Source organism: Vibrio navarrensis (assembly GCF_015767675.1).
Classification (GTDB): domain Bacteria; phylum Pseudomonadota; class Gammaproteobacteria; order Enterobacterales; family Vibrionaceae; genus Vibrio.
Genome location: NZ_CP065218.1, coordinates 780,082 through 805,078, shown reverse-complemented (window position 1 = coordinate 805,078; position 24,997 = coordinate 780,082). Strand labels below are relative to the sequence as shown.

At 48.5% G+C, this 24,997-nt stretch carries 19 protein-coding genes and 1 pseudogene; 8 read left to right on the top strand and 12 right to left on the bottom strand.

Annotation, left to right across the window (positions count from 1 at the left end):
- Nucleotides 1-5: 5 nt before the first annotated feature.
- The 9 genes from I3X05_RS20215 to I3X05_RS20175 all read right to left on the bottom strand — a co-directional run bounded on the left by I3X05_RS20215 (nucleotide 6) and on the right by I3X05_RS20175 (nucleotide 7,491).
- Nucleotides 6-1,043: a sensor histidine kinase gene (locus I3X05_RS20215; RefSeq protein ID WP_045571401.1), complete on the bottom strand. Its 1,038-nt coding sequence runs from the start codon at nucleotides 1,041-1,043 to the stop codon at nucleotides 6-8.
- Nucleotides 1,043-2,371, bottom strand: coding sequence for a hypothetical protein (locus I3X05_RS20210; RefSeq protein ID WP_045571402.1), 1,329 nt, complete (start codon nucleotides 2,369-2,371; stop codon nucleotides 1,043-1,045). Before I3X05_RS20210 ends, I3X05_RS20215 begins: the two co-directional genes overlap by 1 nt.
- Nucleotides 2,365-3,147: an outer membrane lipoprotein-sorting protein gene (locus I3X05_RS20205; protein ID WP_045571403.1), complete on the bottom strand. Its 783-nt coding sequence runs from the start codon at nucleotides 3,145-3,147 to the stop codon at nucleotides 2,365-2,367. The genes I3X05_RS20210 and I3X05_RS20205 overlap by 7 nt, the downstream gene beginning before the upstream one ends.
- Nucleotides 3,140-4,405 (bottom strand): ABC transporter permease, encoded by a 1,266-nt coding sequence (locus I3X05_RS20200; protein ID WP_045571404.1) that lies wholly within the window; start codon nucleotides 4,403-4,405, stop codon nucleotides 3,140-3,142. The genes I3X05_RS20205 and I3X05_RS20200 overlap by 8 nt, the downstream gene beginning before the upstream one ends.
- A complete protein-coding gene (locus tag I3X05_RS20195) occupies nucleotides 4,393-5,091 on the bottom strand; it encodes an ABC transporter ATP-binding protein (protein ID WP_045571405.1) in 699 nt (232 codons plus the stop codon). Before I3X05_RS20195 ends, I3X05_RS20200 begins: the two co-directional genes overlap by 13 nt.
- Before the next feature lie 10 nt (nucleotides 5,092-5,101).
- Nucleotides 5,102-5,755 (bottom strand): hypothetical protein, encoded by a 654-nt coding sequence (locus I3X05_RS20190; protein ID WP_045571442.1) that lies wholly within the window; start codon nucleotides 5,753-5,755, stop codon nucleotides 5,102-5,104.
- A gap of 273 nt (nucleotides 5,756-6,028) precedes the next feature.
- Complete coding sequence (locus I3X05_RS20185; protein WP_045571406.1) at nucleotides 6,029-6,745, bottom strand: YebC/PmpR family DNA-binding transcriptional regulator; 717 nt, start codon at nucleotides 6,743-6,745, stop codon at nucleotides 6,029-6,031.
- A 90-nt stretch (nucleotides 6,746-6,835) separates the two neighbouring features.
- On the bottom strand, nucleotides 6,836-7,045 hold the full coding sequence (locus tag I3X05_RS20180; protein WP_045571407.1) for a DUF3283 family protein: 210 nt from the start codon (nucleotides 7,043-7,045) through the stop codon (nucleotides 6,836-6,838).
- 248 nt (nucleotides 7,046-7,293) lie between these two features.
- On the bottom strand, nucleotides 7,294-7,491 hold the full coding sequence (locus I3X05_RS20175; protein ID WP_045571408.1) for a PA3496 family putative envelope integrity protein: 198 nt from the start codon (nucleotides 7,489-7,491) through the stop codon (nucleotides 7,294-7,296).
- Nucleotides 7,492-7,845: 354 nt separating this feature from the next.
- On the opposite strand from I3X05_RS20175, the gene I3X05_RS20170 reads away from it, so the two are divergent.
- From I3X05_RS20170 to I3X05_RS20160, 3 genes are all read left to right on the top strand, one after another.
- Complete coding sequence (locus tag I3X05_RS20170) at nucleotides 7,846-8,310, top strand: hypothetical protein (RefSeq protein ID WP_045571409.1); 465 nt, start codon at nucleotides 7,846-7,848, stop codon at nucleotides 8,308-8,310.
- 632 nt (nucleotides 8,311-8,942) lie between these two features.
- Nucleotides 8,943-10,235, top strand: coding sequence for an RHS repeat-associated core domain-containing protein (locus I3X05_RS20165; protein WP_082069739.1), 1,293 nt, complete (start codon nucleotides 8,943-8,945; stop codon nucleotides 10,233-10,235).
- A 177-nt stretch (nucleotides 10,236-10,412) separates the two neighbouring features.
- A complete protein-coding gene (locus I3X05_RS20160; RefSeq protein WP_082069740.1) occupies nucleotides 10,413-10,829 on the top strand; it encodes a transposase zinc-binding domain-containing protein in 417 nt (138 codons plus the stop codon).
- Nucleotides 10,830-11,332: 503 nt separating this feature from the next.
- On the opposite strand, the gene I3X05_RS20155 is transcribed toward I3X05_RS20160, so the two are convergent.
- Nucleotides 11,333-12,769 carry a serine protease gene (locus tag I3X05_RS20155; protein ID WP_193157500.1) on the bottom strand — a complete coding sequence of 479 codons (1,437 nt, stop codon included), beginning with the start codon at nucleotides 12,767-12,769 and terminating at the stop codon, nucleotides 11,333-11,335.
- A gap of 218 nt (nucleotides 12,770-12,987) precedes the next feature.
- On the bottom strand, nucleotides 12,988-14,958 hold the full coding sequence (locus I3X05_RS20150) for a replication initiator protein RctB domain-containing protein (protein WP_045571412.1): 1,971 nt from the start codon (nucleotides 14,956-14,958) through the stop codon (nucleotides 12,988-12,990).
- Nucleotides 14,959-16,218: 1,260 nt separating this feature from the next.
- Between I3X05_RS20150 and I3X05_RS20145 the strand changes: the two genes are divergently transcribed.
- The 5 genes and pseudogenes from I3X05_RS20145 to I3X05_RS20125 form a co-directional block, all read left to right on the top strand.
- Nucleotides 16,219-17,436, top strand: a complete 1,218-nt coding sequence (locus I3X05_RS20145; protein WP_039426622.1) for an AAA family ATPase — start codon at nucleotides 16,219-16,221, stop codon at nucleotides 17,434-17,436.
- A 7-nt stretch (nucleotides 17,437-17,443) separates the two neighbouring features.
- Nucleotides 17,444-18,418, top strand: a complete 975-nt coding sequence (locus I3X05_RS20140; protein WP_337971214.1) for a ParB/RepB/Spo0J family partition protein — start codon at nucleotides 17,444-17,446, stop codon at nucleotides 18,416-18,418.
- An 87-nt stretch (nucleotides 18,419-18,505) separates the two neighbouring features.
- On the top strand, nucleotides 18,506-20,560 hold the full coding sequence (locus I3X05_RS20135) for a tRNA(Met) cytidine acetyltransferase TmcA (protein ID WP_337971213.1): 2,055 nt from the start codon (nucleotides 18,506-18,508) through the stop codon (nucleotides 20,558-20,560).
- Between the two features lie 332 nt (nucleotides 20,561-20,892).
- Nucleotides 20,893-22,569 carry a DUF342 domain-containing protein gene (locus tag I3X05_RS20130; protein WP_045571415.1) on the top strand — a complete coding sequence of 559 codons (1,677 nt, stop codon included), beginning with the start codon at nucleotides 20,893-20,895 and terminating at the stop codon, nucleotides 22,567-22,569.
- A gap of 9 nt (nucleotides 22,570-22,578) precedes the next feature.
- Nucleotides 22,579-22,773 (top strand): annotated as a pseudogene (locus I3X05_RS20125) (cysteine--tRNA ligase); the annotation flags it as partial.
- A gap of 100 nt (nucleotides 22,774-22,873) precedes the next feature.
- Here the strand turns inward: I3X05_RS20125 and I3X05_RS20120 are convergent.
- Nucleotides 22,874-24,988, bottom strand: coding sequence for a type I secretion system permease/ATPase (locus tag I3X05_RS20120; RefSeq protein ID WP_045571416.1), 2,115 nt, complete (start codon nucleotides 24,986-24,988; stop codon nucleotides 22,874-22,876).
- Nucleotides 24,989-24,997 lie beyond the last annotated feature (9 nt).

Sequence of the window (24,997 nt, the reverse complement as noted above, 5' to 3'; positions counted from 1 at the left end):
TTTTCCTACTCTTTTTTCTCTGCCAACGCTAACGGCCAGCTCAAGCGTACAATCACACCTTGCGGCTTGTTCTCAACGATGCTGACCTGACCACGCCCAGCAAACAAAGTCTCTACCCGCAGCTTAAGGTTATTCAATCCAACACCTGAGCCAACATGCGTCGAACTTGAACCGAGCCCGGCCCCGGTGTCTTTTACGCAAATCTGCAATGCCTGATTGAACGTGTCGATCGTCACCTCAATCTCGCCGCCCGTTTTGAGCGGTTCAATCCCATGCAAAATAGCGTTCTCAACCAAAGGTTGCAGCATCAACGGCGGAATGCTGACGTGCTCTAAACCGGGATCTACCTGGATTCGATAGCGCAGCCGATCACCCAAACGGATATGTTGGATGGCGAGGTACGCCTCAATCAGCGCGACTTCATCGGCAATCGTGGTGTGTTCTTCACGGCAATTGCTCAGCGTCGCACGCATCATGGCGGTTAAACTTTCCAGCATCAGCCGCGCTTTATCGATGTCTTGCGACATTAAAGCGCTGATGTTAGCCAGCGTATTGAAAAGAAAATGCGGCTCAATTTGGCTCTGCATTTGTTTGAGCTGACTGAGCAGCAGCGCCCGTTCTTGCTCTGCTTTTTCTCTTTTGATCACTTCTAGTTCGTGCAACGCTCTCATTTGCTGCTCTTTAGAGTGAAAATAAAAATAGCACATGCCACTGAAAAGCAATCCCATCAAGCCAACGGGCACCATATCCGACATCCCCATGTAGTCACTCACCCAAAAACGGGCATTGAGAATGCCAAACAGCAAGCAAGCGGTGAGTGAGAGCAATACTTCCGCCCGGCGAGGTACCTCAGGGAACAGATGTACAATCAGCCAAGAAAAAAACAGCGCTGAATAACCAAACCCTACGCTGATGAACAGATGGATATAGTATGGCCCGCCCCACACCGACAGGGTCAACAGAGAGACGAACAGGCAGAAAAGCGATGTCACGATGAAACTTTTCTGCCAACTGTTTTCATTAGCAACATTAGCGACAAACATTAAAACCTCCCTTTGAGATTAAAAACCATCATATGCTGGTCGGGGAGATGCGCGTACACAGAATCCCCATTCCCCGTCAAAAAGCGTGCGGCAAATTCCACTTCAACGCTTTGCGCCCCCGTGTCGAGCCACTGATAACGTAGCCACTGAGTGGCAATCACCCCGCCATCTTGCGGCGAGAAAAGCAGATCCAGCGTTGGCGTGACATCCGAAAGCCAGGTAGGCCAGGCAAGTTCATTCCACATCATCCAAGCTTGCAGATCCCAACGCCAATGCAGCATCAGGTTATGCTGTACTAAGTTGGCATGTTGAAAGCCTTGCTGATAGCTGGCGGCTAATCCTGCCGTTTGTGTCACTGTTTTTAGGCTTTCTGCTCGCTCAAGGGCCTGTTGCCACTCATCATTCGACCAAGATCGACTGTCGTACCAGTATTCACCAATCAGGTTGTGGCCGTCTTGACTGGCCCAGTTCAGCCCCACCAAAGCCTGCAGCGCATGGCCTTGCTCTGCAACGTACGGCGCTGTGTAGAGCGTCGTCGGGAGTTGATAGCCGACGCTTTTCCGCTGCCAAACGGCAGAGGCATGCCAAGCCAGAGAATCCGACCACACGGAGCGCAAACTGGCTGCAAGCAACCCGCGGCGTACGTCATCGTAGTAGCCAATCCATTGATACTCACTTTGCTCATTTAACCAGTAACGACGGATACCAGAACCACGCTGCTCACTGGCTTTATCCAGCGCCGTTTGTGTGGCACGCGTCCAGCTCGAATCCGTCGCCAGCCAAGTCCATTCTCCGTCTAAGTCAAAATGCGACAACGACACCACGCCCGTGCCCTCTTCGGCCACCAAGCTGATCGGGTTCTGCCGATAAGGACGAAACAGATCCAGTGGCCGATAGCCGTAACCCATCCCCCAATCGAGGCGCAATTTGCCGACACTGACATCCAGTGGTAGATCGTAAATCGTCAATTCACCTTGCCAAGCGAGCTCACGAACAATCAGATCCGAATCTCGCTCCTGCCACCATGTAGATTGATGGCCATCATCAAGATACAAACCCTGACTGTAGAGCGTCCAAAGCGAAGTCCAAGTACCGTACTCACTGCCATAATCAAGCTGCAAATCCAACATGCCGTTAAGAGCAGCGCGATGACTCGCTTGCGCCGCGACAAAGGCGCTTTCACGTGGCGTTGCCGTTTCGTAACTGAGTGCCCAATCCCAAACCGTGCTTAGCCCTGCAACACTCGGCGTAGCACAACTGAGCAGCGCAAGAGCAAACCAAGTACGAGACCAGCGCATTGACCCCTGTTTGTGCATCAGCGCTACCATTGGCTGACATCCGCTTTGATGAGGTAGCTCGGGTTGTAAAACTTATCCTCCAAAGCCCATGGCTGAATGTCTTGATACTCAATCACGGTTTTTTTCGCGGGCTGGATGCGGTCAAGCAAGGTCATTGAGACAACGCGGCTAACGCCTTGCCGATCGCCACGCTCAAACCACGCTTGCTTCGCGAGCTTCCCGGAGCGCAGATAGAGATCCGCTTTGATGGGAAAGTCATCCTTTTGCGCGATCCAAAGGTCGATATGCTGATAGCTGGCGCCGCTGGTGAGCGCAGTTAAGGTCAACTTGTGCGTGTTCAGCGATTGGCCCTCAGGCAAAGTAAGTGTCTCTTGCGCTTGCCACTGGCCTTGATAATCGTCACTCCAAGTCAGGGTCGAAATGTCGCCCACCGAGGCTTCGCCAAGCAGTTTTTGCATCGGCGTAATGCGGATCGGACGGCGGCTTTTCGGCATTTGCAACCAGTAGTTATCTTGTAGCATCAGCATCTTCTGCCCCGCTTCAACCGCCGATTTGAAGATCACCAGAGATTCGCGGTTAGAACGAGTGTATACGTGATACTCGCGGGTTTTATCCAGTTCTCCAGCTTGATAGAGACTGACCAGTGAAATCACTCGCGCAGCGTCTTCTTTCAGTCGATAGTCGTCGGCGCGCTGAAGCATTTGCGCCACTTGTTTAGGCGATGGCGCGGTGGCGGCCATACTGGTTGGGGCAACAAGCGCTAGGCCGAGCAAAATTCGCGATGAAAATACGGTGAAATTAGACATAAATTAGCGCCTCCGTGATCGGTTTTTTCACCCCTTTGCGGGCGGAAAGATAAGCGGCAAGGAGACAGATCCCCACCACGCCGAGTGTTGCACTCAACACCAACGGCCAAGAGAAGTAGATGGAGAGCGGATAGCCATCGGTACGCCCCGGCGGTGGCGGCATCTGCACATCCACCACCATCAAAAGAGCACAAAGCGCAGCGCAAGCCAGCGCACCGACCACACTGCCAATCAGGCCGATTAATCCCGCTTCACGTAAAAAGCCACCAATAATTTCATTGGGATAGCTACCCAGCGCCGACAAGGTGCCAATTTCTCGCGTGCGTTCGGTCACCGACATGGTCATGGTATTAAACAGTGCGACAAACACCACCAGCGCCATCACCGCGCCCATGATGCCGAAAATGCGATCATAAAGATCTTTCACTTTGAGGTAGAAAAAAGCCCGCTCTTGCCAAGGGGTGATCTGCAATGCTTGTTCTTGGCTGGCGAGGCGTTTGGTCAATATTTGCCGGACTTGCTCGGTTTTCGCCGTCTCAAACAGAAACACGGAGAGAGTGCTCACTTTGTCGCTACCCAGCAGCGATTGCGCGCTGTCAATGTGCAGATACAACTGACGTTTATCCAGCTCAGGGACACCTGTTGAGTAGATGCCGCGAACTTTGAAATCGTACGCGTTGAGCGCACCATCGGTGGTGGTGGCCAGCAATGTCACCCAATCTCCGACACTGACGTGTAAGTTGCGCGCCAGATCGGTCGCCAACATCACTTCCGGTTCGCTCGGGTCATAGCGTGCAGAGCTTGGATCAGACAAGGTTTTCCCTTGGCGCACATCCAAAAACGGCCCTTTCATATCAAACTCGCGCTCATTAACGCCAATACCAGCAAAAATGGTCGACTTGCTGCCGTTCGACACCAGTCCGGTAAAGTCGATGCGCGGCTGCACGCCACGGACCACTTCCAGCCCCATCAGATCGCGCATCAAAGAGTCGGCATTGCTTAAACCGTTGCTCAGCGGCATCTCTTCTTCTTTCTCGAAGTAGCCAGGGGTACTGATGGTCAAATGACCGGTATCTCTAGCGGTTGACTCTTTGAGGCTGTCGTAGGTGTACAGGCCAAAACCGCCCGCGCTGCCAAGCGCAAACACCGCGATGGCGATAATGCTGGCTGAGAGTGCGCTGCGACGACGATTGCGCTGCAAATTGAGCAACGCAATACGTAGCGAATCAGGCAAACAGCGTGCGATTAACTTGCCCATGAGATCACCTCCTGCTCGCCGTGATACTGGCTGAGCTGGCCGTCTAGCAGCTCAATGGTCCGATCGCAGCGCGACGCCATACGCGCGTCATGTGTGGCGACAATAAAGGTCGTGCGCCACTCATGACCTAACTGCTTCATGATATCAATCACCCGATTAGCGGTTTGGCTGTCGAGGCTGGCCGTTGGCTCATCGGCAATCACCAGGGCAGGTCGGTGCACCAAAGCACGTGCAATGGCAACGCGCTGCTGCTGGCCTCCGGACAAATTGTCCGGCATGGCATGCAGATACGCTTCAAGGCCAACCTGCAGCAACATCTCTGTCGCAATGCGTTCGCGCTCTGCTTTGTGAAGGCCATTTAATTGCAGTGGATAGGCAACGTTTTCCAGTGCCGTCATAACCGGCACGAGATTAAATTTTTGGAAGATAAACCCCAGTTGCTCACGACGCATTTTGGCGGCTTGCAACGCATGGCGAGGATAACAAGCGCCTTGAAAAGTCACCTCACCTCGATAGTCCATATCCAGCATGCCCAAAATATTGAGCAAGGTGCTTTTGCCCGAGCCAGATGGGCCGCATAACGCAACCATTTCCCCTTGTGCGATATACCCGCTCACGCCACGCAGTGCGGGGACACTGTGACTCCCTAAAAGGTAGTGGCGCTCAAGTTGGCTAAATTCAATCATCTTGCTTCCCCTACCCTTTAGCGTCCACTTGCGCCAATGCCGATTGGGTGTCTAAATTGGCTTTGTCGCGCTGTTCCATCTCACTGAGCCATGCTTTCGCTTGTTTAATGTCTTCCGCTCGCAATGCCGCCTGCACCGCGTGGCGGTAAATCCATGAGGAGGCTGCAAACGGCTGCTCAACGAAGCCCGGTTCATCAAGCAAATTGAGGTACAAGTCGTAGCCGCGTTCAAAGTGATTAAACATGTCCGGCAGCGCTGTGAAGGTGGCGGCCGCCATCGCACGTACTAAATAGCTTTCTGGCAATCCCTGAATTCGTTCTTGCTTTTCGAGAGAGGAAGGTAAAGTGTGCAGCAGCGCCAAGCCTTTATTAATGGTCGAAAGCCCCTGCTCGGTGAACTTCATTTTGTTCCACGGTAAGAAGGCATCTCGGCCTTGCAAGGTTTGCGTACTGCCAAGGTAGACCAGAGACAGAGGCGTTGCACCCTCTTGTTCAATCAAGCGGTTCAGTTGACCGAATACGGAGTCGACCAGTGCCGTTTCGCCTTGTGCGGCAAGATTATACTGGTTGATCAACGCTTGATCGGGGTTGGCAAGCGCCTGTGCCGTCCATAGCGACGTCGCGATTAAGAGACCAGAGAGCAGCGTTTTTTTCTTTAGCAACATCATCACCGTTATCCTTCTGTTGGTTTGATGATGTCAGCATATCGGGCCCATTTACCTCTTGCAGGAGCATGCGACCAAACGCATCGAGGCGCGATAAACGGTCAACAGAGAGGATAAACGGGAGAGCTTAATGGCGATGGCGAAATTGCGGTTGCGCCACTTTCGTCAGCAAGGCTTCAATCAGAAAAGTCAATGCGAGCGTGAAAAATCGAGGCGTGCAATAACGTCGAGGTATAAAAAAACCGAGCTTCGAACAGCTCGGTTTTTTTTTCATTACAGTTCAGCGTTGTGGTAAACCTGCTGAACGTCATCACAGTCATCCAGCATGTCGAGGAATTTCTGGAATTTCTCAGCATCTTCGCCCGCAACCGCCGTGTAGTTTTGCGGAACGAAAGTGATCTCTTCAACATCGATAACCAGATCAGGGTACTCGGTGTTCAACGCGGTTTTCACTTTGAAAAACTCGGTGTTTGGTGCGTAAATCGTGATCACACCGTCTTCAAGTTCGATGTCAGTCACATCACAATCGGCCATCATCAGCGCTTCAAGAATCGCTTCTTCGTCTTCGCCTTTGAACTGGAAAACCGCTTGATGGTCGAACATGTGAGCAACCACGCCTGGAGTACCAATTTTAGCGCCCGTTTTCACGAAACATTGGCGAACGTCTTGGAAAGTACGGTTGCCGTTGTCTGTTAGACAGTCAACGATCACGCTGACACCACCTGGGCCAAAACCTTCATAACGTGCTGGTTGGTAATCTTCACCGCCACCACCGCTGGCTTTATCAAGCGCTTTTTCGATAACGTGCGATGGAACCTGATCTTTTTTCGCTTTAGTGATCAAGTGACGTAGAGACAGGTTCATGTCTGGGTCAATACCACCGTTTTTCGCACACATGTAAATTTCTTTACCGTATTTGGAGTAAACTTTAATTTTTGCGCCTGCTGTTTTCGCCATTGAGGCTTTGCGCACTTCAAAACTTCTTCCCATCGGGATGTCTCTCTACATTACATTTTTAACGCGAAGGATTTTAGCAAAAAGCGAGATCAATTCAATTCTCGCTCCACGAGAAATAGGAGCTCAAGCTACTCTCATCACTCTCTTGTATTTTTCGATCGATTGCTCAAAAAATGCCTTTTCGCGCGGATCAGTGATTTTATTGGCACGCTCAATGATAGCCTCTGGACCACATTTCGCTTCTTTCATTCTCCAGACCAAGAACGAAGCCTGCTTATCTAACTCAACTTTGTTCTTTTCATCCGGTGCCAACAGTGAAAGATTAAACGACATGAAAATCTCCTGAAGTTCTACATCGGTACGTATTTGGTTGTTATAAGGAGCCCCTCTTAGTGAGGAAATCGCCACCTTTAAGGACAACGAGTCGCGAAATATAACACAGCGCCCGCTTTTTACAGAAGATAAATTGAGGGCGCTGGTTTAGCAAGTCGTCCCGAAAAACACTCGTCTGCTTGCCAAAAAACACAAAGGGTGGCTAGCGGCCACCCTCTCCATTGAGTTCGTTAGATCACACAGTTGCGTTAGTGAAGCAGTCCTAATTCTTTTGCTTCCTCGATACTCAGACCGCTTTCACGGATCTCTCTCAGCGCTTCAATGCGGCGTCTCGCTTCTGCAGATTTCACTTGTTTTTCTGGTCTCAGCGCGACTTCCTCTTCCGAAACTTCCCACTTATGAGCCATATCTGCTATCTCGTCATGGTTTATTGAATTAATGGACATATTACCTCCGAACACACCATGTTTTGACAATTGATGTATAGCAAACCCGATTTGCTGAATTAAGTAAAACAGTAGGGAAATGTGACCATTCCCACTCTTCCATCAACTAAATTATAAAACCGTCATTTACCTTTTGCTAAATTCCCTATCGCCCAGTAGATTTAAAAAATTGACCCTGAAAAAATCAGGGAGATCAAGCTCTCATTTCTCTTTCAACCTTCTCATTCAAACGCTCTGATTTAGACCAACACACTTGCGCTCACATCCATGCTTACGACTGGTCAATCCTTCAAACATCAACCAGACTCAATGGTATAAACAACCCTCAAGATTCAATCAGAGGTAGAACGGGCAATGGAACTGACTCTCTGGCTAGCCGATATTTCCCATTGGTATCAGTCACAAAAGCATGATCAATGTGATGCGTTGAAATCAATGCTCTTTTCTGCACCGCCTGCCGTGTTTGGTCCTCACCTCAGTGATGAGCAAAGTAAAGCGATCGCATGCTGGTTAGACGGTTGCCTGCGGCTGTTTCAAGCCTCTCGTAGCACCCATCCCGAGAGGGCATTGGGCTATTTGCTGTACATATCGAGCAAACTAGAACAGGTGGCGAGCGATGTTCGCACCGATATTGAGATCCGCGACTGGTGTGTCAAACGACTACAACATCTCACTGTGCTGAGCTTGGAGTTTTGCAATCAGCAGGAAGGACAACAGTGGTTAATGCAAGCTCATGAGATTATCGAATGCCACGTGAAGCTGTTGAACGCCCTCTGCTGGAATGAATCTCGAAAGCATGATCAAGTGAAATGGCAATAAATAGGGAAATGATCAAGCACATCTCGGTGGGCATGTAACCGGTAGTTATTGTGCAGCTCGACTCGGAAATTTTTACCAAATGAGTTTACAGTCACAACCTCTAGGGAATGGTCAACTGGTATAGTTTTGAGGATCTTTCTAGATCTTTAAGAATATCTTTAGATATTCAAGTTCTTATTCTCACTCGTACAGGCGAGCTGCGACAATCAACGAAGAACTTTCCTCGCGAGGGCGAGAAAAGCCCTTCATTGATTTTTAGAAACAATCGACCCTTTGGTAACCAACTGCATGCCAGAAAAATCTCCAACCAAAAGATGGAGATGATGATCGTCTGCGGCGTGTTGAACCGATTTACATCGCTTGGCATGCCCCAAAGCTACCGCTACACCTGAGATCCGTCAAAAGACGGAGAGGTCGAGTATTGCAACAAAGCCCCACCCAATTAGTTATTTTCTTTTTCGCTTTACCCATGTCACCACCGACCGTTCTAACCATCACAAAGGATCAGATCGCAGGGTTTGGAAAAAATTCAACAGATTTAGGCAACAACGCCATGGAGTAAACAGAGAGTTCCATTCTATTAAAACTCTATTTACTTTGTCAGTAACACAATTAACAATTCAGTTAATAATATGAGCAATTCTTCTTTCCAACCTAACCGAAGACAGTTTTTGAAGCAAACAGGTCATCTATCCGCCTTGGTGGTTACGTCTGTTACATTACCTATCGCATACACATCATCCTCCGAGTTTTCTTATGGAAAAATCGGCCCTATCTGCCAGAATCCCGTTGGATTTAATGGGGTTCGTCAAGATCCTGTGACGAAACTCTATGCACTAGGCAATGGTTACCGGATGTATAACCCCACACTAATGCGCTTCCATGCTCAAGATAGCCTAAGCCCTTTTGGCAAAGGTGGGACCAACGGATATGCCTATTGTCTGGGTGATCCAGTAAATCGCCACGATCCCAGTGGTCACTTTGCTCTGCTCAGTTTGTTAATCGGAGCCATTATTGGTGCTCTGGTGGGAGGCGCTTTATCTGCTGTAAGTGAGGGAATTCAATGCGCTATCAATCCTGAACATAAATTTGACTGGAAGCAAGTTGGCATTGGTGCCGCTATTGGTTTTATTAGTGGCGGATTTGGTGCAGCAGCCCAGGGAGCGAAGACCAGTGTTCAGGTTGGCCTAGCGATCGCTGATATCGCGGTTTCCGGTAGTGCGGATTTTGGCTTGAATGTTGCCGCAGGGGTCCCCGTTAAGCAAGCAGGAATCAATACCATTATCGGCGCCGTTGTCGGTCTGGGCACCTTTGGAATGGGGCAGGGAGTGGGCAAGTTGGGGAAATCACTGTCAGCTGCGAGTCAAAGGATTGCAAGGGCCAAAACTAAAGGATTGAGTGGGAAAGGTGCGGTCACGGCAGGAAGGCGTTTTAGTGCTCTCTATAACAACTCTCTACTCGATGCTTTGGATCTTGAGAGCGGGCTAAAGATCTCAAAAACAACAGGTGACACACTTGTAGGTTTTCATGGGACTTCAAGTCATTTCCTAGATCAAGGAATAGAAGGCGGATTAAACTTAGGAAAAATGAATATCAATGGGGGGTTGTCGGGAGGGAAAGGGTTTTATTTTTCCTTGACTCCCAGTATCGCAAAGGACTTTGCTGAGGTTGCTACTTCAGAATTTGGAGGCGTTCCTAGTCTACTAGGTGTCTTTACGAGTGTTCAACAATACCAAGGCATGAGTGTGAGGAACTGCTTACATATCGGTAGGATGGGTGGAGGAGGTATGAAAGTTGGTTATCTATCTGAACTCGAGGGTATTGTAAGGCCCGGGGCCTACCAAGCAGTTAGACTAAGGCCATTGAAATGGGGTTATGATGGTCAGGTCGATAGGTTGCCATTCTCCCTAGAATCACCTTGGTAGACGCTTGATTCCTGCGGTTCTGTTGCAAAGTTTGAACATTGAACCACACTGAATAGTCATTTCGGCTTTGGGTGGAACAGAGCAGCTACGCTGCAATTGGGCACGGGGTGGGTAGGTTTAGACGTATAATCAGGCTCTGCATTCGCGGCAATACCGCTCCGATAATCTTTACTGACTATGGCCGCTCGCACTTCTGTCAATACACTCTACCAACCTCGACCTCTTAACTTTCTCTTTGAATACAACAAAGCCTGGCAACACTTGGTCTCTACCGATCATCCTCTTCGTGATGTTGAAATCTCTGAAGTCGCTAAAATGCTCGCCGGCGGCAAATCCACCTTGGGCGGTAAAACTCTGCATTGTGAAAACGACGACTGCTACCATACTAAAAACATTTGGTTTACGTGCTCCAGCCGCGCTTGCTCCTGCTGCGGTAAAAAATCCACCGATAACTGGATAACCCAACAGGTAGAGCGTCTACCTAATTGTCGTTGGATGCACATGACTTTTACCGTGCCTGATGTTTTCTGGCCCTTGTTCCTTCTGAATCGATATTTGCTCGATAAACTCTGTCAAATCGCGGTGGAGGAATAAATCCGTACGGAGATTGGAAAGACATCGACTACTGCCATGATGCGTTGAGCAGACGTGGAGAAGCCGTCACGTAGGGGAGCTCTATCCAAAGTCTGGGTTATCGATTATATCAATGATAACACTAGCCTAAACCATCAATCTTATAGACAGTTAGACCAGTACAGCCTATCAGTGAGTCATGCCCATCATCAGAAACCGCAGTCTGGAAGACTTTGAAATCGCTAAACATCAAGTCGATCATGCGTAATACTTTTCGCAAGACAAAAAAAAGCGAGTTCAGTGAACTCGCGAAATCTATTCAGAATGAATGTAACAATATGAGCCAATCTATTAATCATCAGAAAGGACAAAAGGTTGTCTATTCGAAGCCATAGTAGCTTTGGCGAACGATTTAAATGTCAGTAGATTGTTAACGTTCGGTCTGAATTCAATCAATATACAAATTATTGCATTGGTTAATATTTACGTACATGAATACCCTTCGCCGGATAAACAGAGGCTTTTTACTCTTGGGTTGCATTCAACATCACCCCAGAGAAGTGACTGTAAGCTCTCACCATGATGTAAAGATCTTCCCCCACAGCAGGCACAGAGCAAGACTCATTGTTGCCTGAACGAAAAGGCCGGCAATCATAGACGCTCGTGGTGGGTTGTGCGCCTGACCGTACGTATAAGTCGGCATCACCCGCGCCAAATTGAATCGCCACTGTCAGCGCTGAAATCCTATTTTGCGCCTTGACAACAAACCTCTTCTCTTCCCCTTTATTCAAAGCCAGATCAGTGCGCGCAGAACCAGGGATGAGTTCTTCAATGGTTGGCACGGTTGGATCAACGGACCCCTCAGGCAAAGTGTTGTTGAAGTACATGGCCACTTGCGGCCAAATCCGGCTCATTTTGACCCCTTGATTTTCACAGCCACCAAAATGATGGAGCGCAATCGCCTTGTTATTGGCCGCGTTCAATACTGGAGAACCCGATGATCCACCGATGGTATCGCAGAAATAACCGGTATCGGTGTTGGTGCCTCGGCCATTGGTTGAAGCGATATCAATTTGGCACAAACCGGACCCATTTTGATCGCTTTCAATCGCGAGCTCTTTCGGATTGCCAGCGCCATGTTGCGGAATATAGATGCCATCACCATAGACTGGCTCATTGGCATCCAAGCCTAAGTAACCAAAGGCTGCAATCTTGGCAAAGTCATCAACACTAAACAGGGTGTAGTCCAAGGTGTAGTCTGTGCGCAGCAGCTCATTACCCATCACTTTCACCGTTGTTGCCAAGGATCCGTTACAACTGCTGCGTTGATAGTTGAACCAAACTTCGGTGTTTTTCAACTCAGATGCCGTGCTTACACAATGGTTGTTGGTAAAGAGTGTATTGTCAGGGCCAACACGCCAAGCGGTACAGAGGCTACGCCCGTTGATCAGTAGCCGAGCCACCGGGCTTGACCACGCCACTTTGTCAGCATGGCTCTCTTGCCAGCAAGCGACGTCCCGACGCTCATTGATTCCGCAAGTGGAGAATGTGCTATCACCCGTAGACGCTGTCATTCCAGCCTGATGACCAGCGGTAAAATAGTCAATGTCGAACTCACCGACTTCACCCGCTTGGTTAGGCAGCAACTCAACGGTAACCTGTTCACCGAAAATCGATTGAGCGAACCAATTCTCTTGACTTTGCGTATACTCCAGCACCTCGGTTCCCTCTTTTGAGGTCAGGCGGATCGAACTTCCTGGCGGTAAGATCAGCGTTTTAAAGTGGATCTTAATAAACTGTGCGCCGGGATGTTGAACCACCAGCGGATTGATCGACTTGAATGCAGAGGAGTGAGTAAATGGTATGTGATCGGCGATCACCGGCAGATCCACTTGCGCATAAGCCACGGAAGCGGTGCAAAACGATGAAGCCAATATGACGTTGCGTAGAATGTTTCTCATTAGATGTCCTTATCGGTTGTAGGTCTCGATAAAAACATAATTGCTGTGATAAAATAAGCAACTAGTTGCTTATTTTATAGTACGTAAACTATTGCTGACAGATCGCCAATGTGAACTCAACCCAATATAGTTAACTCTCTGATATTTAGGATAATGTAAGATTATTTGACCTGGGCGGCTTCACATCCGCCCAGTGAATAAGATGCTGCGCTGGAAAGTCAAACGGCCACTTCGTCTAGCGCGCGGAACACAGTGTCATCCAGATGGCCCTCAAACACTTGGCGACACACTTTTCGCCGCACGGCAAGGCCAGCAATCAAACGCTCAATCGACAAATGTTTGTTCTCCGTCTGGCTGTTGTACAGCTCCACGACTTTACTGAGCGCTTCATATGGTAAAACATGCTCATCGACGCGAATGTAATCCAGCTTCTCTAACAGCTCCTGACACTCTTCTTTGATAGAAACATACGGATGCCCTGTCATCGCTGATAACGCCGTTATACTGCGTTCTAGGGCCTCTGGAGAGGTATATTTGGTTAGCGTAATAGTGATCTCATCGGCATTGATCTCCACTAAGTGCTTACGCAGTTTCACTCTGCGCCCCAAATTGCCTTTCGGAGAACGCTCTTTGCGCTGGATCGGCTCAAACTCACCATCAATGATGCCTGATAGCTCCTCCAGCTTCTGCTTGCTAACCATTTCGTTGCGTAGCGGATTAGGCAGCGTCGGCGCCATATTGCGTTTGCCCGCATTGGTGGTACGAGCTCGTGAGTAACGCAGCACTTCTTCAACATCACATTTGATATCGATCTGGTAGTCGATCACTTTGTCTTTATCTTGGATCGTCGCCACGGTCAGGTGGTAGCCCCACAAGTTAACGACAAAAAGATCTTCCGATCCCTTCCCTTCTGATAGCCGACGTAACTCACGGATCAGATCCATTGAGAAACGGCGCCATTCAATATTGCGCGCCAACTTTTGGTTGAGCTCGGTCAACAGCATGCTATCCGTGTGGCGACGAACCATACGACTGCGGAAAAACGAATACAACTGAAACACCAAAGTATGTTGTTTCAAGATTTCTGGTGGAAAGAGGAAAAAGTAATCGCGAGTCAGTAGCTCCTCGTAAAACGAGGGTTCCCAAACTAAAATGTATAGGTTGGGTTTAATGCGAATTTCACCGTCACTGCCCTCTGTAGGCGCCTCTTCAGACGCCGTAATGGTGCGAGCTATAAAGCGAAAACGATCGCTTTTAAACCCTTCGGGCATATTCTCACTCAGCCAACGCCCGGTCAGTTCATGCAATTGAAAATCGGTAAACTCAATACGATCAATACTATCGCGGATAGAATCGCGCGCTGGTCCACTGTCTTTTTTGCCTCTTAGCGACAAAATATCCGTGATATAGAGTGGTGTCTTGTTCGGAATGTGGGTGGCATCTAACTGATATTCCTCTTTGTGATGATCATGGTATTGCACCGTCAAAGTGAACAACGCAAACAGTGTCATCAGATCGTCCACCGTCATGATGTTTTTCGAGGAGCGAGTTTCAATCACCGCTCGAGTACCGGAGATTGAAACCATCGATTTCTGGTAGCTTTTGCGAGTCCTTGGGGGGGCGAGTGCCTGGTCAATGATCCCGGCCCAATTGGTTGGTGAAACGACGAATTGATCAGCTTCATCTTTCATACTCGGCGGCGTATTTAAGCCGTGTTCATTGAGTAATCGTTTATTGACCTGAGTTTGCGCTAACGCTTTCGAACGTTTCTCTTTTTCACTCTGTTTTACTTTTTCGGTGACTAAACTGGCAGCGCCTAATACCGAGATCAGTTTGTTCGGGTTAACGAAACGATGCAGCATCGTTTTGCCTGCAAGCCCCTCCTCAAAGCGTACTGGCGTTTGGGTAAACAATCCGATGCTGACCGCGGCTCGTAAACGTTGCTGTAGTGCGGCTCGGGTTAATTGTCCATCGGTAGCATCGACAATTTCAGTGGTTGATACCAGTCCGTCTTTACTGCTAAATCCACGCAAAGAGATCAAATTTAACAATTCTAAAATACTTTTCGTTACCCCTTTGAAATGCTGATATTGCTCAACCCAATCTGCAGACGAGGCACTGACTTCAAACAGATGGCCGTCTTTGTGGCTCCTTGGAGCTTTGATCAGTATTTTTTCTTCGGTTGTCATGTTAGATCCAGATCGCGTTGACCGTAAAAGCACTATAGTTCCAAGAGAATAATGAAAAAAAGATCATAAATAAAGAGAAAATAGCGGTCTTTAAATAACTGATCTTTTTTGATTTATTTGATCCTATTGATATAGATGATCTAATGATCTGTGACGGGAGGTGCTTGTAGGTGGCTGTAATTTAAGTATTTTTATTTTCCCCGTTAGGAACTATGATCATCGCCAGGTTGAAAATATGATCATCATTAGTGAGAAAGCATGATCATAAGTTTATGAAAACATGATCATTAGAGAAAAGAAACGATGATCACCATAGTATTGAAAGCATGATCATCCGCGGTAAACAATTTATCCACAGCAAGAAGAAAAAATTAGGCTTGTAGCCTCTGTTTGGCAAGCTGAAATGATAACGGAACGATGATCAAGCATGGCACTTATTGGCGATATACGATGGGAATAACAGCAGTGCGGACTTATGGTCTAAAAAATGTGCGTTTTCCAACGGCAATAGAGCGTGATTGGCTTGGGGCAATCTTTACGAAAGCATGATCATGGCGATGTGAAAGAGGTAATGCGTTTGTCTTGACTGGCAGATGCACTACAGAAACGTACGGGATTGCCTGAATCCCCATTCCATCGGCATTCTTCCGTAGTTTCGCGAAGTATTTACATGCTTCCGAGCATGACGGTACTTGATCATGGTTCCGCAGAATTGATCTTCCTGCCGTCTCTCTTTCTGTAGACCTCACCGATCTTCATTACCATGATCATCGTTTCGTCAACCAGACTATTTACGGAAAGATGATCAACGGACTTCCTTGATCATCTTTCCCATTCTAGTTTGTCCAAAATGAAATATAAAACGCGCTGATCTTTTGCAGAAGCATGATCATGATGAGATTCCGCGCTTTGTTTCAGTCTTTCACGTGATTGCGATGAGAGCGGCTTTTTCGCTCGTTTCACTAATCAATTTGACAAGTGCCGTAATTTAGAGGTGTTATCTAATCGTTCCGATGAGTGATAACATTTACATTGTAAATTAGTGACACTGTAATTCTTTTGTTTTGTCTCAGTGCAATCGGTTAGGGTTGATGAAAGTCATTGTAGTCACAAGCACATTATCGCTCTTGTTTACATCATTATGACGTGATTAAAACATTTTTATGTGATTGTTCTTCAAAATGAACGTTCACCTTTTTGTTGTATTTGAATTAAAGTGCTGTACAATCGTGCGAAAGATATTTCTCTAAGGAATCGATAATGAAAAGAGAGCAAACGATAGAGAATCTCATTAAGTTGGCTGAATCAACCCAACAAGTTCAGGCGGACCGAATTGAGATTGTGCTTGAAGAGCGTAGTGATGATTATTTTCCGCCAATGTCTAAGGCATTAATGGAAACTCGTTCGGGTTTAACCCGTCGTAAGTTGGATGATGCGATCAGCAAAATGGAAGCGGAAGGGCATCAGTTTACCAAAAACAACGCCAACCATTACTCGATCTCTTTAGAAGAAGCACACATGTTGATGGACGCCGCGGGCGTGGCGAAGTTTCACCAGCGTAAAAACAGCACCGGAAACAAGCCGTGGATTATCAATGTGCAAAACCAAAAGGGCGGTACGGGCAAGTCGATGACGGCTGTGCATTTAGCCGCTTGCTTGGCGTTGAATTTGGATAAACGTTACCGTATTTGTCTTATTGACTTAGACCCGCAAGGCTCTCTGCGTTTATTCCTCAATCCGCAAATCAGCATTGCTGAGCACGATAATATCTATTCTGCGGTTGATATCATGCTGGACAATGTTCCAGAAGAGGTCGAGGTTAATCGTGAATTCTTGCACCGCAATGTGCTTTTACCAACGCAATATCCTAATCTAAAAACCATTTCGGCGTTCCCGGAAGATGCGATGTTTAACGCTGAAGCTTGGCAGTATTTGTCTCAAAATCAGTCTCTTGATATCGTTCGTTTGCTCAAGGAAAAACTGATCGATAAGATTGCTGATGATTTTGATGTCATCATGATTGATACCGGTCCTCACGTCGATCCTCTTGTTTGGAATGCGATGTATGCATCGAATGCGCTGTTGATCCCATGTGCGGCGAAACGTTTGGACTGGGCGTCGACAGTCAACTTCTTCCAGCACTTGCCAACCGTGTACGAAATGTTTCCAGACGATTGGAAAGGGCTGGAGTTTGTCCGCCTTATGCCAACCATGTTTGAAGATGACAATAAAAAGCAAGTCTCGGTACTGACTGAGATGAACTACTTACTGGGTGACCAAGTGATGATGGCGACCATTCCTCGCAGTCGCGCTTTTGAAACCTGCGCCGATACCTACAGCACGGTATTTGATTTAACCACGGGTGACTTTGAAGGCGGCAAAAAGACACTAGCGACGGCGCAAGATGCGGTGCAAAAGAGTGCGCTTGAACTGGAGCGCGTGCTTCATTCTCATTGGTCTTCACTGAATCAAGGATAAATAAGTCATGGCAATCAGAACTTCAGAACTCAATGCCAAACTCTTTGGTAAAGCAGATAAGCGCCGAGTCACCACACCTCAAGAGGCGCAGACTGCGGCGAAAGAACAAGCACAAGTGATTGAACTGTCTGTGGCGGGAGAGCAGAGCGTCACGTTTGAATTGGTGCGTATTGCCGCTCAAGAGGTGGAACAGAAAACGGTCGTGTTTGCAGAAAATGCACGTGAACAGGCATTTTTAAACGAACACGCGTTGTCCGATGTTTTAAGTACGCTCAAAGAGAGAGGGCAGCAATACCCTGCGGTCGGTCGTCGTGCAGCTGAAGGTAAGATCGAAGTGCTCGATGGTAGTCGCCGTCGTATGTCTTGTATTCTCGCGAAGCAAGATTTCCTCATTTATGTCGCCGATAACATCAGTGCCGAGCAGGCGAAATTTTTGTCTGATGTCGCTAATGCACACAAGCCACTCTCGCTGTACGAGAAAGGCAAAGAGATGCAGGCGAAGTTGGATAAAGGGGAAGCCGAAGATCAAAAAGCGCTGGCAAAAATGTTCCAATGTAGTGAGGCATTGGTTAGCGGCGCGCTCAAAGCGGCTTCGCTGCCTATGGAGTTGCTGCAAGCTTACCCAAACGTGAGCGAGCTTGGCCGCCCGACGATCGTAAAACTGCACAAACAGTACTTCTCTTTGCCAAGTGAGCAACAAACGCAGCTTTTGCATAAATGTCTGAGTGAAGAAGGGCTGGTTTGGCAACGTAGTCAGGCTCAGGGAGTGGCGCGTTTGACCAAAGAAGTGACGGAAACGCTTGAGCAGTGGATGTCTGAGTTGCTACCAACTAAGCCTCAAGCCAAAGCAGAGAAGACAGAGCTTATCAAAGGACGCGCGTCTTACAGCCGTAAGGGCAGTAATTTGGCGCTGACACTAAAGAAAATAGATGACCAAACGATGGATGAGATCCTCAAATTCCTTGAATCCAAGCTAGGATAAACCGCCATTTGTTGACGAAAAAGCCGCTGATGCGGCTTTTTTTGATCCTGTGCTACCATAAGCACACTTCGAACTTGGGTACGATTTATGGACACTCCTTTACAAGCGTTGCATGCGATTTATCAGCAAGCATCAACGACAGGCTGGCGTTATGGCGTGGTTTTGCGTGGTGACGCTAGTTGGCAAGATGAACAACTGCATCACTGGCTAACTCTGCAAACTTCGGCGGTCATTTTTTCTGTTGGGCTACGTGATGACTTTCATCCGCAGATCAGAAAAGCGGTCGGATATAAACAAGGGCAGCGCCTTTTAGGGCAGGAGTGCCAAGTTCTTGTTGTCGATGCGCGCCAGCCGTTTGATGCCAATAGTTTCACCGCGGCTTGTGGTGCATTAGTTGGCGGCGGGATTTTGCTGATATTACCCAGTGATGGACCAACAACCTCTTATGCTCAAGCTTGGTTAGAGCGTCACTTCGCCGAGTTAGTGCAAATTAACAAAGGGCAGGTCACACAGGTTCCCCAGTTGGTTGTAGCGCCAGAGGTTGAAGATGGCTTCGCGGATCAGCGTCATGCCATCGAATCGGTCAAAAAAGTGCTGACTGGGCATCGCAAGCGGCCTCTTGTGCTGACGGCAGACCGAGGACGAGGAAAAAGCAGTGCGCTTGGTCTGGCTTGTGGCCAGTTAATGCAGCAGCGGCCGTTGAAAATTTTGCTGACCGCGCCGTCATTTTCAGCAGTTGAAACATTATTTTTCCACGCACAAACACAGTTATCCAGTGCCCAAAGCGATGGGAAATTCATGTTTCGTACCAGTGAATCGTCACTGCAATTTATTGCGCCCGATGAGCTGTTATCACAACGCCCATCGTGTGATCTCTTGCTGGTTGATGAAGCTGCAGCCATTCCTTTGCCGATGCTAAAAGCGATGGTCGTTGACTATCATCGTTTGGTCTTCTCTTCTACCGTTCATGGTTACGAAGGGTGCGGCAGAGGTTTTTCTAATAAGTTTATCCCTTGGCTGCAAGCTGAGCGCCCCGGAATGAAAGCGTATCACTTAGAGCAGCCGATCCGCTGGAAGAGAAATGACCCACTGGAAGAGTGGCTCAATCGTGCCTTTTTGTTACAAAGCGATGATGTGTCGATTGATGACGTGATTAGTGATGCGTTGAGCTTACGCTTAGTGAGTAAAGCTGAATTACTTGCACAGCCAGCGGTACTCCAATCCTGTATCTCTCTTTTGGTCAACGCGCATTATCAAACCACACCCAATGACTTACTTCAGTTGCTCGCCGATGAGGCGTGTCAGCTTTACTTGGCACAAGTGCAAGATGCTGTCGTGTGCTGCATTTTGACCGTTGAGGAAGGCGGGTTGGACGCCGATCTGATTAAAGCGATTCAGCTTGGACATAGGCGCCCAGCCGGGCATTTGGTTGCGACCACCATTGCCAATCATCTCGGCATCACGCAAGCTGCGCAGCAAACCGCGACACGAGTAATGCGGATTGCTGTTCACCCAGATTGGCAAGGGCGTGGCATCGGGCAGAATCTATTGGCTCAGTTACAAACTCTGCTTAAAGATAAAACGGATTATCTTGCTACCAGCTTTGGCGCCAGCGCGGGATTGGTTCGCTTCTGGCAGCGAGCGGGTTATGTGCCACTGCGATTGGGTTTTTCTCAAGATGCAGCCAGTGGATGCCATTCTCTGGTGATGGTGAAAGCGTTAAGTTCGTTGGCTGAAATATGGCAAGCCCAAGCGCATCTGATGTTCAAGGAGACACTGCCGGATTATCTGTCGTTGAGCTTTTCCGAGTTGGATGCGATGCTGGTGCGATCGCTGCTCAACACGGTGAGCTACTCAAGCCCCAATCCGACTTGTATCGCGCTGATTGTCAATTATGCTGAAGGTGGTAACAGTTTTGACAGCGTCCAACCTTGGCTTAAAGCTTGGCTATTGTCGCTTGACGTGGAGAGCTTGTCGGATCTGCTAATCAGCAAAGTGTTGCTCAACCAGTCGTGGCAGCGCTGCGCTGCGCGTTTTGCTTTTCCTGGTCGCAAACAAGCAGAACAAGCGCTAAGAGACGATGTGCGCCAACTCGTTTCTCTATCGAATTTACAATGTAAATTGGAGCATCTTGCAGAGTAAACCCATTGCTCTTTACACTGTAAATCGCTCGTGGCTTTAGCGGTTTATTCCAAATACATAGAGATTGTGAGCTTCAGCGGAAAATAAAAATACCCTCGATGTTGCGCTTTACCTAATCGGCTTCTTTTTGTTTGTGGCTAGCGATGTGGATTTACAGTGTAAACCGATTGGGCAAGAAATAGACCCACTGTCACAAACTGGATGCAATCTCGTTCGACATACCCTTTAGTGATGTGAGCCAGATTATTCCCTTTCAATGATTCTCAGCGATCCTCATTTTCGTTAGACTAGTTCCAAGATTGTCTTTTGGCTTTAACTGCACGTGGCTGTTTATGTGGAAACTTTGCCTTTCATGGAATGAAAAAAAGACCAGTATCATCGCCAAACTCCCTGAAGTGGATTTGGGTGGTGAGCTGATCAGAAAAGAAATTGACGCCGTACTGGCAGAGATGGACGCTGGAAATCTGTTTCTTGATGAAGCAGAAGTGGTGCGGTTTATTAACAGTGTGCGGGAGAAAAAGGCCGAAGCGTATCAAGGTATTGAGGTGGCAAAACGGTTGAATGCGCAGTTAGAAGTCGAACTGTCAAACAATGATATGTTGGCCAGTATGAAAATAACGGGTGCCTATGGAGGCCGAGGTTTGCGCGGTAGCGAGATAGTCCACGCCCTAGCCAGCGCGCATATTACCAAAGGCATTAACAAGCTGGCCTTGAAAAAAGTGCTGGTCATGAGCAACCAGCTCAAACCTGGTGAGCGTTTTGTACAAGCTGTGGCACAAGGCAAACAACCGGTCAAAGGCAAAGATGCCCAATTTGTTCCTCTGGTGGAAGACATCACCAAGCGAGTGCTTAAGCCGGAGAAAGGGAAGTCAGCGAACGCTAAAATCGACATGCGCAATCTTGGTGAAACCATTACCGTCGAACGCGGAGACGAAGTGATGCGTCGCGAGCCTGCCACTAAAGGTACCCCGGGATTCACGGTTCAAGGCAAAGCCATTCCGCCTTTAGCCGGGAAAGACGCAGCATTAAAACCTGGCAAAGGAACGGAAATCGCATCTTACAATCCCAACATACTCGTCGCCAGTCAAGCGGGCATGCCTCTGATTAAAGAAAAAGCCATCGAAGTCGACAGCGCGTTGTGCCTCAATAACGTCGGTGTCGGGACGGGGCATATCAAATTTAAGGGCAATGTGGTGATCTCGGGTGATATAGAAGCCGGGATGAAAGTTCGCGCGACAGGCTCGATCACCGTTGGCGGCTTTATCGAATCGGCCGATGTGCAGGCACAAGGCGATATTGTGGTTGGCAAAGGCATCATCGGTCATACCGTGAGTGAGGGTGAAGCCAAAAGCTGCTCGGTTAAAACCAAAGGCAATATTAGCGCCAACTATGCACAATATTGTGAGTTGCAGGCAGGGCACAACATTGACCTTGCGGTGCATTCACTCAACAACGACATTATGTGCGGTCATGATCTTACCGTGATGGATGCCAACGGCAAAAACGGTACCTTGAGTGGTGGGGTTGCCCGCGTTGGCGGAAAAGTAAAATGTGTCTTTCTTGGTGTTGAAGGGGATACGGCGACCAAGATTGAAGCCTTTGCTCGTTTTGCAGCATATAAAGATAAAATCGCTTCGCTCAAAGAGCAGTATAAGATTGCCCAAGAAGAGACGATGGATGTGATTCGTCGCGAACTCGAATTTAAGAAGACACCCAAAGCGGAGAGGGAAGAAGGCGTCGAGGCTGAAATTACAGAGCTGAAAGCGCAAAACAGTGAACAACTCGAGTCGCTTAAAGGTGAGCTTGAAACAGTCGACTCTGAATTCAATGCGTTGTTGGAAATCAATACGGTGGAAGCGACGGAAAAAGTGTTCACCCGAGTGACGGTGCAATTTGGTGATGAACAGGTGGTCACCAAGCGAACTCATGGTGGCAGTATCTTCCGTTTTAATCAGTATGAGATCAAAGTTTCCTCAACCCTGGAAGAAGAAGACGTGGCCGCAAACTAGCCCTCACCCGTGCAGTTATTTAACACGCTCACAAGGACCCTTCAGCCTTTTTGTACCATCCGGGAAAATGCGGTCGGGCTCTATGCTTGTGGCCCGACGGTTTACGATTACGCGCATATCGGCAATTTGCGTACCGACTTGTTTGTTGATGTTTTGACTTGCGTGCTGAGATTAAACGGTTATCAAGTCAATGACGTTGGCAACCACTCGACGAAGTTACAACGGCGTTAAGGCTGGATACGATGGGTGTATTTACACTGTAAACTGAGGATAAAAACAACCCCAGCCTGTGCTGGGGTTGGTGTTAACTGACGGCGCGAACCTTGCCTTGTTTGAGATCACTGAGCACCTGTGCTTTGGGCCCATCGGCAATAATGCTGCCTTTTTCCATCACGATGACGCGTTCCACCACATCCAACATCGAGGTTTTGTGCGTGATGAGAATCAGCGTTTCACTCGCTTTTAGTTGAGAGAGCTGATGCTTGATTTGCATCTCTGAGCGGTTATCCATCGCACTGGTTGGCTCGTCCATGAGTAGGATTGGCGGCCGACCCAAAAATGCGCGTGCAATCGTCACCGATTGTCGCTGCCCACCTGAGAGCATCGCACCGCCTTCGCCGACTTGGCGCTCTAAACCTGCTGGGTCTGCTTGGGTAAAGTTGGTTACCCCTGCGCGGTTAGCGGCGTCTAACACATCCCTATCATCGACCAACGTACGCCCCAAGGTTATGTTCTCGCGAATGGAGCCAAAGAACAGCGTGCTGTCTTGCGGAACGCAGCCAATGTTGCGACGGATATCAACATGATGCAACTGCTCAATATCGGTATCATCGATACGCACGTGCCCAGCTGTGGGTTTGTATAAGCCCATAATCAGCCGCTCAAGGGTGGTTTTACCCGAACCAATACGGCCAATGATGGCGACTTTCTCCCCTGGATTAATGGTCAGGCTCAAATCACGAATCGAAGCGATGGGGGCATCAGGGTAGTGGAACGTTACTCGATCCAGCTCAATTTTGCCTTGCACAATCGGGCGGTGAATATAGCGTTTGCCTTCTTCTTGCTCGTCTGGCATTTCCATCACCTTATTAATGATAGTCATTGACGATTTTGCTTGATTGTAGCGAGTCGATAACAGTGACAGTTGCACCAGCGGGCCGATCGCTTTGCCGCTCAGCATCGTCGCAGCGATCAAGCCCCCCATAGTAAGGTCACCCTCAGAGATGAGATAGACGCCAAGAATGATCATACCCACGTTGGCACTTTGTTGCACAAAGCCAGCGGCACTTTGGATGCTGTCTGTGATGCGGCGAGTTTTGATGTTCCAGTTGGCCATATGCGCAACCGCTTCTTCCCAGCGGTACTGAAACTGCCCTTGTGCGCTGAACAGTTTGACCGTTTCCAGCCCGGCTAAACTTTCGATCAGATTAGCGTATTTCTGCGACGCCAAACGAGATCCTTCTTCAATCGATCGGCGTAGGGGGCCTTGAATTAGAAATGAGTGAATCATCACGATCAGCACGCCGATGATAGGCACCCAAACCAAGTCACCCGCCATCAGCCAAATCAGTAAGAGAAACAGCAACGCGAAAGGTAGGTCGATCAGCGAGCTTATCGTTGCCGATGTGAAAAACTCGCGAATCGATTCAAACTCTTGCAAATGGCGAGCAAAAGCACCGACCGAGGGTGGCTTCGATTCCATACGAATGCCCATCACTTTGCTAAACAACTTTGAAGAGATCAGAATGTCCGATTTTTTCCCTGCCACATCAATAAAGTAGTTGCGCAGCATTTTTAGGACAAAATCGAACAGGAAGACAACGAAAATCCCACTTGCCAATACCCACAAGGTTTCAAAGGCGAGATTTGGTACCACCTTGTCGTAGACAATACGAGTAAACATCGGTGCTGCGATGGCAAATAGGTTAATCAGGATAGAAGCGATCAACACGTCACGATAGATGTGTTTTGATTGCCACAAGGTTGACCAAAACCAGTGACCTTCGCGCGTTTTGAGGATCTCTGGTGAGCGCTCGTCATAGCGGAACTGCTTTTTGACTAAGAAATAGCGCCCTGTGTACTGAGCTTTGAGCTCGTCCAAAGGAATGACGACTGGCACCATGCCACTTTCTAAGTTGGTGATTTCCGCTTCGCCTTTTTCTTGGCTGACACTGTTAAGCACGCACGAGTCGCCGCCTTTGAGCAGCAAAATGGCGGGCAAGACTAAGCTGGAGATAGCTTCCAGTTCAGCGCGGTTCTCTTTCGCGACCAAGCCCGCGCGCTCTGCAGATCGTGGCAGCAGAAAAGGCGTCAGCTTGCCATCGGAGAGTGGCAAACCGTTGACTAGCGCCTCTGGCGAGTTGGCCAGTCCGTAGTAGCGGCTGACGTATATCAGCGAATTCAACAATGGATCTTTCATGAGATAACC

Excerpts from the sequence above, each read along its gene's own strand:
- I3X05_RS20215 (WP_045571401.1), bottom strand. The coding sequence starts at position 1,043 with ATGTTTGTCGCTAATGTTGCTAATGAAAACAGTTGGCAGAAAAGTTTC.
- I3X05_RS20210 (WP_045571402.1), bottom strand. The coding sequence starts at position 2,371 with ATGGTAGCGCTGATGCACAAACAGGGGTCAATGCGCTGGTCTCGTACT.
- I3X05_RS20205 (WP_045571403.1), bottom strand. The coding sequence starts at position 3,147 with ATGTCTAATTTCACCGTATTTTCATCGCGAATTTTGCTCGGCCTAGCG.
- I3X05_RS20200 (WP_045571404.1), bottom strand. The coding sequence starts at position 4,405 with ATGGGCAAGTTAATCGCACGCTGTTTGCCTGATTCGCTACGTATTGCG.
- I3X05_RS20195 (WP_045571405.1), bottom strand. The coding sequence starts at position 5,091 with ATGATTGAATTTAGCCAACTTGAGCGCCACTACCTTTTAGGGAGTCAC.
- I3X05_RS20190 (WP_045571442.1), bottom strand. The coding sequence starts at position 5,755 with ATGTTGCTAAAGAAAAAAACGCTGCTCTCTGGTCTCTTAATCGCGACG.
- I3X05_RS20185 (WP_045571406.1), bottom strand. The coding sequence starts at position 6,745 with ATGGGAAGAAGTTTTGAAGTGCGCAAAGCCTCAATGGCGAAAACAGCA.
- I3X05_RS20180 (WP_045571407.1), bottom strand. The coding sequence starts at position 7,045 with ATGTCGTTTAATCTTTCACTGTTGGCACCGGATGAAAAGAACAAAGTT.
- I3X05_RS20175 (WP_045571408.1), bottom strand. The coding sequence starts at position 7,491 with ATGTCCATTAATTCAATAAACCATGACGAGATAGCAGATATGGCTCAT.
- I3X05_RS20170 (WP_045571409.1), top strand. The coding sequence starts at position 7,846 with ATGGAACTGACTCTCTGGCTAGCCGATATTTCCCATTGGTATCAGTCA.
- I3X05_RS20165 (WP_082069739.1), top strand. The coding sequence starts at position 8,943 with ATGAGCAATTCTTCTTTCCAACCTAACCGAAGACAGTTTTTGAAGCAA.
- I3X05_RS20160 (WP_082069740.1), top strand. The coding sequence starts at position 10,413 with ATGGCCGCTCGCACTTCTGTCAATACACTCTACCAACCTCGACCTCTT.
- I3X05_RS20155 (WP_193157500.1), bottom strand. The coding sequence starts at position 12,769 with ATGAGAAACATTCTACGCAACGTCATATTGGCTTCATCGTTTTGCACC.
- I3X05_RS20150 (WP_045571412.1), bottom strand. The coding sequence starts at position 14,958 with ATGACAACCGAAGAAAAAATACTGATCAAAGCTCCAAGGAGCCACAAA.
- I3X05_RS20145 (WP_039426622.1), top strand. The coding sequence starts at position 16,219 with ATGAAAAGAGAGCAAACGATAGAGAATCTCATTAAGTTGGCTGAATCA.
- I3X05_RS20140 (WP_337971214.1), top strand. The coding sequence starts at position 17,444 with ATGGCAATCAGAACTTCAGAACTCAATGCCAAACTCTTTGGTAAAGCA.
- I3X05_RS20135 (WP_337971213.1), top strand. The coding sequence starts at position 18,506 with ATGGACACTCCTTTACAAGCGTTGCATGCGATTTATCAGCAAGCATCA.
- I3X05_RS20130 (WP_045571415.1), top strand. The coding sequence starts at position 20,893 with ATGTGGAAACTTTGCCTTTCATGGAATGAAAAAAAGACCAGTATCATC.
- I3X05_RS20120 (WP_045571416.1), bottom strand. The coding sequence starts at position 24,988 with ATGAAAGATCCATTGTTGAATTCGCTGATATACGTCAGCCGCTACTAC.